Genomic DNA, 12,322 nt, shown 5'->3' on the forward strand with positions numbered 1-12,322 from the left:
GACAATCAACTCAATTCAATTTCGGAATGTGAGTTTTAAATATCCTGGGACAGAAAAATATGTCTTAAAGAATTGTAGTTTTAGAATGGAAGGAAATAGAAAGTATGCACTGATCGGAATAAATGGAGCTGGCAAATCGACTATTGTGAAGCTCATAAAAGGTTTATATTGCGATTATGAAGGGACTATTTTAATTAATGACATCAATCTGCGGGAGTTCTCAGCAGAAAATTTTTCTACAGAAGTTGCTGTTGTAAGTCAAGATTTTTCTAAATTTCAAGTTTCATTTTTGGAAAATATCAATCTTGGAAGAAAGCATGAAATCGAGGATAATACAAAAATTCTAGATATGTTTGAAAAGCTTAATTTTAATAAGCTAACAAATGATATTAACTTGAACAGCAAAATTGGGAAAATATATCCAGAAAACATAGATTTATCACTCGGAGAATGGCAGAAGCTTGCAATCAGTAGAGCACTTTTATCCGAAGCATCACTTCTAATCTTCGATGAACCTACAGCATCACTCGATCCTTTGGCAGAACAGAGAGTTTATGACCAAATATTAGATTTAAGCAGAAATAGAATGAGTATACTGATAAGTCATAGACTTGGTTCTGTGAAGTCTTCGGAAGACATTTATCTTTTGGAAGAAGGACAGGTTAAGATGCACGGTTCGCATGAGAAACTCATGAGAAACAGTGATTTGTACAGGGAAATGTATAACAAACAAAAAGGGTGGTATCAGGATGCATAACAGTGGTGTTTTTAAAACTTCAGTTGCAGCAACAAAACTCATGTTCAAGCTTGACAAGAAAACATATATTAAGAATTTTACTATTGGTATTTTACAGACAATGGCAATCGTTGGTAGCACTGTTTTGATGCAGTTTTTTATTGATACCCTTAGCGATTCAATAGGGAGAGATAACAACTTAAAAATTGTTTTTTCGATTGTAGCACTGGCTATTATGATTTTATTGTCGGAAATAACCAACGGATACCAGAATTATCTCTATGGATATTATATTGATAAAGGGGTAAATAATTTAACAGACTGTTTACATAAGAAAATAAATAACATAGAGAGAATTAAGTTGGACGATTTGAATGAATTATCCAAAATTGAGAGAGCCTGCAAAGGTGCTGGTAATCTTATTGAATTAGTACTAGTTCTCGGAGATGCGGTAACATTTTATGGACTTTATTTTTTGTTTCTTGGGATGTATTTCTTCAATATTGATAAGAAAATGATTATACTTCTTCCGCTGATTTTTCTTCCGGTCATGTTGTCTCATTTCTCAAAAATTAAGATGTTCTCAGACATGGATGAGGAAAATTCAGTATATAAACTTCAGATGAATCACTTCATTTCGTGTTTTACAAATGTTAGATATGTTCGAGAATTAAAATTTCTTAATGCTGAAGTTTTTTTCTCTAATAAATTTTATGAATCTCTTAAGAAGTTTCAGGATAAAATCTTTTCTACAAATACACAGGGTATGATAAGGGATATTACTGGAAAACTGATAACTTTCATTGGAATGGTATTGATTATTGCATTTTTATCAGTAGAAATGATTCATGGGAAGATTACTATAGGTGTTTTCGGAGCAATACTTGCAACCTTAAAGCGGATGTTCTCAATGATGGATGAATTAATTTCAGTCCACTTTGGAGAAGTTGTTGAAAATATTGGTACGGTTGAAGCCACTATAGAGCTAATTAATGAAAAAGATGTACCTAATATTTATAATGACTATACAGACTTTTCAAAGATTATCTTTCGGAATGTCAGTTTTACATATCCTAACCCGGATAAACCGGAAAAGTTATTTTTATTTTCTACCCCTTGTGTTATTCTAAAGAAAAAGGGGGTTTTTATATGTTACTCACTGATAAATACGTTGATAAAATTCATGGCATCATTACCTGTTATGACCGCATGATCATTCAGGGATATATCCCAAACTGGAGCCATGCGGAAGCAATGACTGCCTATATGAAACTCAACGGTATCCGTATTTTTGATTATCCCACCAGTTTCTCCCAGCCCCTTACGGAACAGGTCCGTCAGAATGCGGAAAAGATTGCTCACGAAAATGGAATGGAAATTGAGTTCATCCGAAAACTCCATGCTTTTCGAAAAGATGACCGCATCCAGAACATCATTGCCGAAACCGGAAAAACGGAAGGTCTGATCCATATCTTTTCTGCTATGGAATGCTGTAATACCTACAGGCCCTGGCATGATAAAACAACTGGGAAGACCTTCCTGAAGTTTGACCAGAGCAAGTGTCTTCATTACTATTTCTATTTTATCGACAGGGAACTTGGCCTTTGCTATCTTCGTGTCCCTACATGGCCGCCTTTCCGTCTTCAGTTTTACATGAACGGTCATAACCTGCTCGCCTATAAGCTTGATAAAAAACAGCTTTCTTACCGGATGCAGGACAACGCGTTCCTTGAAATCTCCGATATTGAAACTGCTCAGAAACTTTCTGACCGTATCAACCCGCAAGGGCTCCATAAAGTTCTCGATGTCTTTGCCAGACGCTACAGTCCCGTTCCGGAATCTCTCGGGCTGGGTTATACCTGGACGGTTCAGCAGATCGAATGTGCCACGGATATCATGTTCCGTAAGCCGGAATACCTGGCACCAATCTATGATGAAATCATCCACACTGCGATATATACTGTGAAGCCTGACAACATCGCCACTTTCCTTGGACAGCGAATCACTTATAACTGTACCAAAGAGATTGGCACAAACTATAATCAGCGCATCCTCGGAACGAGGATCAAGCACCACATGGGTGATGTGTCCATAAAAATGTATGACAAGTTTGGCTGTGTACTGCGAATTGAAAGCACCTGCAATGATATCAGTACGTTCCGTGTGGAGCGGGAAGTTCAGCATAGGGATGGAACATCCGATATTCGGAAAGCCCCTTTAAAAAAGAGTATTTACAGCTTATATCAGTTATTCACAATCCTGAAATCTGCGAATTACAGATACCTTGAATTTATCTCATCCTTTGATGATCACAGCAGCGGCAGGAAGAAATTGGATGAAGTCAGTCATTCCCGGAGGGAAAAGGAACGAACCTATCGCGGATTCAACTTTTTTGATTCCCGTGATCTGTCTGTACTGGAAGCCATCAGCAAAGGGGAATACATGACATTCGGGATACAAGGAAAACAGATCCGCCAGCATCTTCCGAAAATCACTCCGTCTGCCATGACAAGGATCTTTAAACGTCTGAAAGTCCATGGACTGATTGAAAAAATCCCAGGATCCTATAAATATTTGATAACGGCTCTTGGAAAAGAGATCATAGCTGCTGGTTTATCGATAAAAAACCTTATCCTTGTTCCGGCGCTTACATCTTGATTTTCCTGATGCCGAAATTTTGCCATTTTGCGTAGAAAATCATTTATAAGTGGCCTAATCAGAAAAAATGTGCATTGGATAATATCAGTTTTGAAATAAATAGGGGAGAAAAAGTAGCTTTAGTCGGTGTTAACGGTTCAGGGAAATCGACGTTGAGTAAATTGATTCTGGGGCTCTATAAACCGGATAAGGGAGAAGTAATAACAGAAAAGAGTAAAACAGTTTCAAGTGAAGATAGAAGAACAGCCATTTTTCAAGAATATGCAAAATATAAGTTATCCGTAGAAGAAAATGTTAGAATATCAGATTTTGATAAGATGGAAAGCGCTCAGTCAAAAATTGATTTATTTTCTAAAGATATTAAGGTTGATTTACAGACAATTCTTGGAAGGGAATTTGGAAATATGGAGCTCTCTGGAGGACAATGGCAAAGTCTTGCTATTGCAAGAGGATTTTACAGAGATGCCACTTTGTTGGTTCTTGATGAACCAACAGCAGCAATTGATCCAATTAAAGAAGATTATTATTATACACTTTTCAGACAAGAACTTAAAGATAAAACAGCGATTTTAGTTACACATCATTTGGCAAGTGTTAAAATCGCTGATTGCATTATTCTTCTTAAGGATGGAGAGATAAAAGAGATTGGGAGTTTTGATAACCTTATGGCGTTAAAGGGAGAGTTTTACAAAATATACTCGGCTCAAGCAGATGTATTTAGGAGTTAAGTAACAACATAAAACTTCTATATGCATATGGCACATCCAAACGGCCGAGTTTGCGAAGCTGAACGGTCGCATCATCTTTGATTATTGGCACAGTCTCAGAGATAATAAGTGTATTCATCCATTGGATGAAAATACATTTATTACAGGAGAATAATGTATGCTAGACTACAAGAACATCATTATCAAACATTATGCGCTTTCTCTTTCAGGAAGCGGAATTGCCAGACAGCTGGGTGCAAGCAAATCGGGGGTGAATGACTTCTTAAGAGCATTTGATAAATGCGAGTCACTTTCCTATCCCCTTCCACCAGGTATCACGAATTATGGAATCGCTGAGCTTGTATATGGTTCCGTACCTGGATCTGGAGGTCGTAATGAAAATATAGAGTATGCGGTATGTATTTGCTGGGGAATCTTAAGTTTTAACAAAACATATCAATTTTATCATGTTTCTATCAGTACTGCGGATTTTTTGATTTTATTGCAAAATAGCTGGAACTTTGGGATCATGATACTTCCGTTTACCGTTTTTCTGGTGATGCGATGTAAACAAGATAGTTTAAATGTCCAAAGACTGCTGCGATATGGAAGCAGGAGTAAGATGCTGGGGATTCAATTTATGGAAAGCGCAATCTATGCGATATACCATGCCCTGGCAGTGGTTTTGATTGAAAGTATTGCGGCGTATTCCTTAACGGGAGTATGGATTAACTGGAATGAAATAGGAAGTTTATTTTATTCTCAAACAGGAGCTGTGGCAGATGCGGGCTTTTTGGGTGTGGCAATTACAGTGGGCATGCTGTATTTTTTGAAATATATGATAGTGTTTGGTTTTTTGGATTTATTATTTTGGAATCCCAGATATATGTTTACCGTATGGATTTTGCTGATCGTACTGGCAGGAACAGATCGTTTGGGAAATACAGGATTTTATCAAATCTTTTCGGTTTCATTTGGAGGATGGAATTCTCCGAGGTCAATTTTTACATTGATACTGGGGGGAATCGTGATAATTGGTACAGAATATTTGGCAGGTGTGGTGAAAATCAGGAAACAAGACATTTTTTAGCAGACGAGACAGGATGGTGTGAACAATGTTTTTAGAAGTGAAACATATCAGCAAACAAATTGGTGCGGATGAAGTATTAAAGGATATTACAATTTCTATGAAAAAGGGGAAAATATACGGTTTTCAAGGGAAAAATGGATGCGGAAAATCAATGTTGATGCGGGTGATTTGTGGTCTGGTCATTCCTACAGATGGCAGCGTTACCATTGATGGAGAACAGCTTGGAAAAGAACTGTCGTTTCCGCGAAGTTTGGGAATGATGATTGAAAAGCCGGGATTTTTGGGAGCTTATACAGGCTTGCAAAATTTAGAAATACTTGCAGCAATCAGAAATCAAGTGAAGAAAAAAGAAATCGAAGACGTATTGACACGCGTTGGTTTAGAAGACGTGATGCATAAAAAATATCGGAAATATTCGCTTGGGATGAAACAAAAGTTGGGAATTGCGGCGGCACTTATGGAAAAGCCGGATATTTTAATTTTGGATGAACCAGCAAATGCACTGGATGAGAAGAGTGAAGAACGGCTTTGGAATATTGTGAAAGAAGAAAAAGGAAGGGGAGCGCTAGTAATTGTTTCATGCCATACATCAGAAGTGTTGGAGTCTGTGGCAGATGAAATTTATCGAATGGATTGTGGGCAGGTGAAAGAACATATTGTATGTTAGGTAAGGTGAGACTATGAAAAAGAAATGGATATGGACAACAGGATTTTTGTTATTGATGGTTGGAATTATTACCGTAGGGTATGTTCGGATCAATCGTCAGTTTCCAAGGAGTGTTGAGAAAAAAATAGAAATGGGAAAATTCGTAGAATTTCAGGAAGGAATTTATCTGAAAATTGATCGAGTTGACCTGCTGACAAATCAAGAAAGAGACGCGCTTTATAAAAAGGCAGAAGAAACGCCACTTTGTGAATCCAAAATTTGGAATGTACACTTTATCTTGGAAAATCGAACGAATGAAAATAAGAAGTATGAAATGACAAGCTTAAATTTAGAAACAAAAGGTGGATCGTCGGGAATCTCAGCGTTATTTTTTAGTGTCCTTAAGGAAGAAGTTGGAGAAAGTTTACAGGGACATGGAATTATGAAATCTGGAGAAAGAAAAGAAGTGATATGTCCATACGAATTGTTGTCGAACTATTTTACAAAAAAGCAATGGAATGATATAGAAAGTCGGGAAAAGTGGATCACGTTTGCTTCTTATCCGGAAAAAGTGATGATGCAGCTCGAGTAATTTGGGAGGAGCAGATTGAAAAATGAAAAAATATCAGAACTTTTTTCGAACAGAACAGATAAAAAAATATTTGCCTCTTATGATTTTAATTTGTATTCACTGCAGATGGTTACAAGTAAATGTTGAAATATTTGGAGAAATCCGGCAAACAGACTATTCCCTTTTCTTATCGGATTATGCAATCAGTTTTTTTAAAGGAACGATACCGCCATCAGAACAGGAAGTATTTAATATTCCTTCATTGTGGTCATTCTATTTTATTTACTTTTTCGCAATTACAGGATATGAAAGTAGTCAGATTTTTTCGAAATTTGAACAGCAGAAACTTATTCGTCAGGGTAAGAGAAAACATTGGTGGTATCTGAAGTTTTTTCAGATTTTGAAGGAAACGGCAATATATCTTGTAATTACTTATGTAACAATGGGTATCTATGGAATCTGTACAGATGCTAAGATAGGGGGACTTTCTAGAGAATTACAGTTTCAATATAACGGATTAAAGTTGCAAGAGGTTTCTGCGATACAATTGCTTATCTATTTAGTTATATTGCCGTATCTTGTTATGGTTGCAATGCATGTGTTCAGTATGTGATGGCGATGGAAATCAATGTGGTAATTAGTTTCTTAATTATGGTAATCATACTGGTCGGTTCGGTATTTTTTGAAACGCCTTTTTTAGTATACAATTATTTGATGCTGATACGTCAGGAAGAAATCATGTCTACAGGAGTAAATGCGTGGATTGGCATGGGAATGTCTCTGTTTCTTATATGTGGGATGGTCTTGATTGAAAAGCAATTTGTCCAAAAGAAAGATTTCTTATTGTAGAGTCTGAAAAAGATTTGAAATATTATACATTTATGATGAAACTAATGTGCTGTATCGTTGATATTTAACATTACTACTGCATCTTATTCAGATGCAGTAGTAAATGTCGGATACAAGGAATTCAATTTAATTCTTGCATCCTCCGTTCGAAATTGCCAGTTTACCTTTGCGGCTACGGTATTTCGTTCAACTTCCCATGCTGATAATTCCTTACGAAGATTTGAAATATTATCAATCCTTCTGTTCAAACATTGTCTGGTCATGACGTTAAGTTCGATTTCTGCAATATCAAGGCAGCTGCCATGTTTTGGTGTGTAGTGAATCTCCAACCGTTTCATGATTCTTCTGGCTTCATCAGCAGGGTAACGTTTGTACAATGATGCTGGTTTATGTGTATTAAGATTATCCATTACAAGAATTATTTTTTCTACATCTGGATACATGACATCGGCAAGATATTTGATTTCTTCTGCCCAGTCAATTGCAGTCCTATGTTCCCGAACACTTACATGATGAGCTCCACCAAGCGGTTCTACGAATGCAAAAATGCTGCATGTACCATTTCTGACATACTCAGAATCTACTTTCTGGTCATTGCCGGGGCGCATAGGAAGTGGGGATCTTGCCTCGCCAAGTAACTGATATGGTTTTTCGTCCATACAAACAACGGGGCGTTGTGGGTTATATGGAAGTTCGTATACATCGAGAACATCCTCCATACAAGCTATAAATTCTGCGTCCTCTCTTGAGGGAATGCACCAGTATTCATTTTTGTGAGGTCGAAGTTTGTTTTTTTTAAGGCTCTACGGATAGCATCTTTGCTAACCGGTGTATCAAGCACTACTTTGGCTTCTTTTTCCAGCAGACGCAAAGTCCATCTGGAATGACCTTCTGGAACAGGACCGCAGGCAAGTTCAATAATACGTGCTTCTGCACGTCCATCAAGGATACGCCTTGCATTGTCGGAATTGATATTTCTTTTGAACTCGGTAACCGCTTCAATGCCACCGGAAAAATATTTGGTCACTGTATTCGTTACAGTTGTCAGGCAAACACCATTTGATCTTGCGGATTGCTCATGGGTTAATACTTTCCCATGAGCCTCATCCAAATCAATAATAATCTGGCATCTGCTTCGAATAGTTTTAGATGTATTACTTTTGCGAATTATAGATTTTAATGTCTTCAATTCATCATCTGTAAGTTTAATGACATATTTTCTTGGTCTTGCCATATAAATCACCGCCGTTTTCTTTTATTTTAACATGAAGCGGCTATAATAGCTATAAATATTTAGTTAAATGTCAACAATACAGTACACTAAATTATATTAAATACAGATCACGCTTTCCTGAAAAATCTGTTGCCATGACTTGTAAAACTACCGGAAGAAATTCGAAAGCTAGGGAACCAGTGATTGTCAGGATTGGCGGTGCTTAATTTTTCAAGGTAAGCGTTATCGAGTAGTTACGAATCAATTTGATTTATTTGACTTTTAAGGTCAAAAATTTGCACTTAAAAGTCAAAATATTGAAATAGAGATGCAGCATGGTAAAAATTTTTAAAATAAAGGAATAGCATTCTATGCCGATTTTTGATTTATAAGAGGAGGAAATGATTATGAAGAAAGGAATAGCTCTTATTTTAGGCTTAACGATTTGGGTTTCGGGAACATCTACAGTAATGGCAGAAGAAAATATATCGGAAGTTAACAGTGTGTATACATGCCAGAATACATATGAAAGTAGATTGCCCTTAGAAGTGACGTATACAGCCAAAAGAAGCTTACGCTCTTATCAACGCAAAAGAATATGCAAGAGCTCATGCAATTATTCCAGACTTTAGCTATCGTGTATATTTGAGCGATTGTACAAATTTCGCTTCACACATTTTGCGAGAAGGCGGTTTTGATCCAAATCCAGATTGGCATTATAATGGCGATTTGTATCCTACAGGTAATTTAATTTGGATTCAGGCTTCAGGTTTTGTACAGTATTGGTCACTTATAAGGGGCTATTTGGGTGAGGTTTGCACTGATGCAACCGAAGTAAACGCTTATGCTGATGAGGGTGACTTCTTAGTATGGAAGAATTCTGACACTTATGAATGGTATCATACACAATTTGTTCAATCCAAAAACATGCTGGCAGAAATAAGTTGTACACAGCATACACCGAATTATTTTAATGTTAATTTTAACAGTCGTGTAGACAGCACTACTTTTGACACTAACAAGGTTTATATAGTAGATATGCCGTAAGCGCCAAATATTTCTGCGGAGTTCCTAATCCACAAGTTCAGTTCCCCTATAATCGTAGTTGATAGATATTTAGACTATTTTACTACAATTATAGAGGATAGGGTATGACAGGTACTCACAAAGCCCGTGTTTCGATGGCGGCACACGGGCTTATCAATGAATGCCGCTACAGCGGCATGACAGATGCTGATTGGTGTCGTGAAAACGACATTTCAGTAAGCACTTTTATAACTGGGGAAGTCACTGTCGGAAAGTGACAACGGAACAGATTCCAGTAGCGAATTATGTTCATCTTGAGATTCCTCATCCGAAACAGTGCGTGATCCCAATTGACATTGTTCCGGAACAGCATACAGCATCCTAGATGCAGATTCATTTCTATTCACTAGAAGGATTATTATTATGTCTCGAACAAGAAGAAATTTCTCTGCCAAATTCAAATCAGAATTAGTGATTGAACTGCTCAAAGGAGAAAAAGACTTAAATACAATCGCAACCGAAAACAATATTCAGCCGAATCTTCTCCGCAACTGGAAGAAGGAGTTCCTCGATAAAGCATCCGTGGTTTTTAATGACACACGAGAGGATAATCTGAAAGAAAAACTCGCTTTAGAACGCAAGGAAAAAGCTGAATATGCGAAAAAAGTTGGCCAGCTCACCATGCAGGTGGATTGGTTGAAAAAAAAATCTGAAGAAACACTTGGACCTGACTACGAGAGTAAATTTAGTCCAAAACCTTTTGAAGACTAAAGAACTTCCAGTTAAAACAGGAGCTACACTTCTTGATATCAATCGTACCAGTGTTTATTACAAGGGCATGCCCATATCTCAGGAGGAGTTGGATTGCAAATCGATCATAGATCGATTACACACGGCTAATCCGGCCTGGGGAGCACGACAACTGTCTGCTCAACTGAAGAAGCGTGGGCATCAGGTTGGTCGCCGGAAAACGCGCCGTTATATGAATGAAATGGGGATTGATCCAATTTATCCAAAAATGAACCTTTCTAAACGTATGCGACAGGCTAAAGTCTGCCCGTATCTGCTACGTAACGCCGTTATCGACCGTCCAAATCAGGCATGGTCAATCGACATTACATACATCCCCATTAAGCGTGGATTTCTGTATCTGACCGCTGTGATTGACTGGTACAGCCGCTGTATCGTTGGCTGGGAAGTCGATGATACTCTGGATACCAGAATGGTCATAACTGCGTTAAAAAAGGCGTTTATAGTGGCAAAACCTGTTATCCTGAATTCAGATCAGGGCTGTCAGTTTACAAGCAATGAGTACATGAATTTCCTCAAAGAGAACCAGATCCGTCAAAGCATGGATGGTAAAAGCCGGTGGGCTGACAATATCATGATTGAACGATGGTTCCGAAGCTTCAAGTACGAGGAAGCATATCTGACCCAATATAACAATATCAGAGAAGCACGGAAGGCAATCGGTAAATATGTGCACACTTACAACTTTGAACGTTGTCATTCTGCACTCAATAATCAAACACCGGCATCCTGCTATTATCCGATTCTGTTACTGGATGATCATGCAGCCTAAGGGGGGATTTTCTCCCCTACCCAGTTACATATATCAGTTCATTATAAAAAGCTTAGATTTTTGTCTTGACAACTGAACCACTATATAACAATCTGCCGGGGATTAGGGTTGTTCCTGCTGGGCACATATCTGGCGATACTTTATTAATGCTGTCCCCAAAGGTAAGCAGTACGATTACAGCCAGCCGGCAGTGCAGGGAGTCCAGTACTGCAACTGGTTATTCGTCATTGAGGATTCTATTAACAAAAAGCATCCCAGTGATTATGAAAAGCGGAAACAGCTGCGTCTCGAGAAGAAAAAACCTGTTCTGGAGGCTTTCTGGTCGTGGATCGATCAGCAGAAGCCTGTCCGTAATACCTGGATGGATAAATCGGTGAATTACGTTCTCAACCGGCGCGATACAGCAGAGATCTATCTGGAGGATGGGTCTGCAGCTTTACCAATAATCTCATCGAGAATGTGATCCGTCCATTTGCAGTAGGACGGAAGAACTAGCTGTTCAGTAGTTCCGTGGACGGAGCGAATGCCAGTGCGGTAGTCTACACAAGGGTTGATATGGCAAAAGCACACGGCCTGAATATTTACGGATATCTCAAATTTCTGCTGGAGCATCGGAAAAGTAAAGATATGACTGATGAACAGCTGGCAGAACTTGCACCTTGGAGTAAAAAACTCTAGTCTATCAAAAATGGCATGTGAATTATAGTGAATTACTCCAACTCACGAAGGGCTGGGGTAATTTTAAATTTTACTGCAACATTATTTCGCAGTTACGATATGGAGTTATAATAATTATGTCTAAATTAAAGAAAAATTATAGAAAAATAATATTTAGTGCATTGTTAATCATAGGAATATCTTATGCTTTTTCTCTTTCTCCTATTTTGATATGCAGGGGGGGAATTGAAATTGGAAATCCTACAGAAAGTATTAACAACTCTATTGATCAGTCTTATACACCTGATTTATTAAAAAGGAAATATCATAAACCATGTTCGTTTGATTATTTTTATTTTCTAAATTTTAAATTTTGGCAAGACTTAAATATCAAACAACTTGATATTATAAAAAGTAATAAGCAAGAAGCAGTACCAGAAAAATTAAATCCTTTTTTATACCGAATTAATCAAAATCTCCCTGATCATAGCTTTAATTTTTTCGAAGTAACTCGTGAAAATGACAAATGGCACTACAGCTACTATGTTCAAGGAGGCTAATCTTATATCATTTATTTGGAAAGTTGA

The 12,322-nt window shown here is 37.6% G+C and carries 16 protein-coding genes and 1 pseudogene; 15 read left to right on the forward strand and 2 right to left on the reverse strand.

The annotated features are described in order from the left end of the window. Positions 1-28 precede the first annotated feature (28 nt). From FXV78_RS11170 to FXV78_RS11210, 9 genes are all read left to right on the forward strand, one after another. On the forward strand, positions 29-757 hold the full coding sequence (locus tag FXV78_RS11170; protein WP_278285830.1) for an ABC transporter ATP-binding protein: 729 nt from the start codon (positions 29-31) through the stop codon (positions 755-757). After that, positions 750-1,949 carry an ABC transporter ATP-binding protein gene (locus FXV78_RS11175; protein ID WP_004844704.1) on the forward strand — a complete coding sequence of 400 codons (1,200 nt, stop codon included), beginning with the start codon at positions 750-752 and terminating at the stop codon, positions 1,947-1,949. The genes FXV78_RS11170 and FXV78_RS11175 overlap by 8 nt, the downstream gene beginning before the upstream one ends. Next, positions 1,886-3,394: a MarR family transcriptional regulator gene (locus tag FXV78_RS11180; RefSeq protein WP_004844586.1), complete on the forward strand. Its 1,509-nt coding sequence runs from the start codon at positions 1,886-1,888 to the stop codon at positions 3,392-3,394. The genes FXV78_RS11175 and FXV78_RS11180 overlap by 64 nt, the downstream gene beginning before the upstream one ends. A 74-nt stretch (positions 3,395-3,468) precedes the next feature. Then, on the forward strand, positions 3,469-4,122 hold the full coding sequence (locus FXV78_RS11185) for an ATP-binding cassette domain-containing protein (RefSeq protein ID WP_004844702.1): 654 nt from the start codon (positions 3,469-3,471) through the stop codon (positions 4,120-4,122). 157 nt (positions 4,123-4,279) lie between these two features. Then, positions 4,280-5,191: a hypothetical protein gene (locus FXV78_RS11190; protein ID WP_004844701.1), complete on the forward strand. Its 912-nt coding sequence runs from the start codon at positions 4,280-4,282 to the stop codon at positions 5,189-5,191. A gap of 25 nt (positions 5,192-5,216) precedes the next feature. Then, a complete protein-coding gene (locus FXV78_RS11195; RefSeq protein ID WP_004844700.1) occupies positions 5,217-5,858 on the forward strand; it encodes an ABC transporter ATP-binding protein in 642 nt (213 codons plus the stop codon). A gap of 13 nt (positions 5,859-5,871) precedes the next feature. Then, positions 5,872-6,429 carry a hypothetical protein gene (locus FXV78_RS11200; RefSeq protein WP_004844699.1) on the forward strand — a complete coding sequence of 186 codons (558 nt, stop codon included), beginning with the start codon at positions 5,872-5,874 and terminating at the stop codon, positions 6,427-6,429. A gap of 22 nt (positions 6,430-6,451) precedes the next feature. Beyond that, the gene (locus FXV78_RS11205) at positions 6,452-7,021 is read left to right on the forward strand and encodes a hypothetical protein (protein ID WP_004844698.1); all 570 of its coding nucleotides are present in this window, start codon (positions 6,452-6,454) and stop codon (positions 7,019-7,021) included. After that, the gene (locus tag FXV78_RS11210) at positions 7,021-7,257 is read left to right on the forward strand and encodes a hypothetical protein (protein WP_004844697.1); all 237 of its coding nucleotides are present in this window, start codon (positions 7,021-7,023) and stop codon (positions 7,255-7,257) included. Before FXV78_RS11205 ends, FXV78_RS11210 begins: the two co-directional genes overlap by 1 nt. An 83-nt stretch (positions 7,258-7,340) precedes the next feature. On the opposite strand, the gene FXV78_RS11215 is transcribed toward FXV78_RS11210, so the two are convergent. Continuing rightward, positions 7,341-8,012, reverse strand: a complete 672-nt coding sequence (locus FXV78_RS11215) for an IS630 family transposase (RefSeq protein WP_114149247.1) — start codon at positions 8,010-8,012, stop codon at positions 7,341-7,343. Beyond that, entirely contained in the window at positions 7,982-8,491 is a 510-nt protein-coding gene (locus tag FXV78_RS11220) for a helix-turn-helix domain-containing protein (RefSeq protein WP_004614566.1), read from the reverse strand. The genes FXV78_RS11215 and FXV78_RS11220 overlap by 31 nt, the downstream gene beginning before the upstream one ends. 386 nt (positions 8,492-8,877) lie before the next feature. Between FXV78_RS11220 and FXV78_RS11225 the strand changes: the two genes are divergently transcribed. The 6 genes and pseudogenes from FXV78_RS11225 to FXV78_RS11255 all read left to right on the forward strand — a co-directional run bounded on the left by FXV78_RS11225 (position 8,878) and on the right by FXV78_RS11255 (position 12,295). Further along, entirely contained in the window at positions 8,878-9,102 is a 225-nt protein-coding gene (locus FXV78_RS11225) for a hypothetical protein (RefSeq protein ID WP_105084816.1), read from the forward strand. Beyond that, the gene (locus FXV78_RS11230; protein ID WP_233447416.1) at positions 9,089-9,517 is read left to right on the forward strand and encodes an amidase domain-containing protein; all 429 of its coding nucleotides are present in this window, start codon (positions 9,089-9,091) and stop codon (positions 9,515-9,517) included. Before FXV78_RS11225 ends, FXV78_RS11230 begins: the two co-directional genes overlap by 14 nt. A gap of 402 nt (positions 9,518-9,919) precedes the next feature. After that, entirely contained in the window at positions 9,920-10,267 is a 348-nt protein-coding gene (locus FXV78_RS18275; protein ID WP_004615306.1) for a transposase, read from the forward strand. Then, positions 10,257-11,078 (forward strand): IS3 family transposase, encoded by an 822-nt coding sequence (locus tag FXV78_RS11240; RefSeq protein ID WP_243133487.1) that lies wholly within the window; start codon positions 10,257-10,259, stop codon positions 11,076-11,078. The genes FXV78_RS18275 and FXV78_RS11240 overlap by 11 nt, the downstream gene beginning before the upstream one ends. An 83-nt stretch (positions 11,079-11,161) precedes the next feature. Beyond that, positions 11,162-11,756 (forward strand): annotated as a pseudogene (locus FXV78_RS11245) (IS66 family transposase); the annotation flags it as partial. A gap of 116 nt (positions 11,757-11,872) precedes the next feature. Further along, entirely contained in the window at positions 11,873-12,295 is a 423-nt protein-coding gene (locus FXV78_RS11255; RefSeq protein ID WP_039960151.1) for a hypothetical protein, read from the forward strand. Positions 12,296-12,322 lie beyond the last annotated feature (27 nt).

The sequence above is a fragment of the Mediterraneibacter gnavus ATCC 29149 genome (assembly GCF_008121495.1).
Classification (GTDB): Bacteria; Bacillota; Clostridia; order Lachnospirales; family Lachnospiraceae; genus Mediterraneibacter; species Mediterraneibacter gnavus.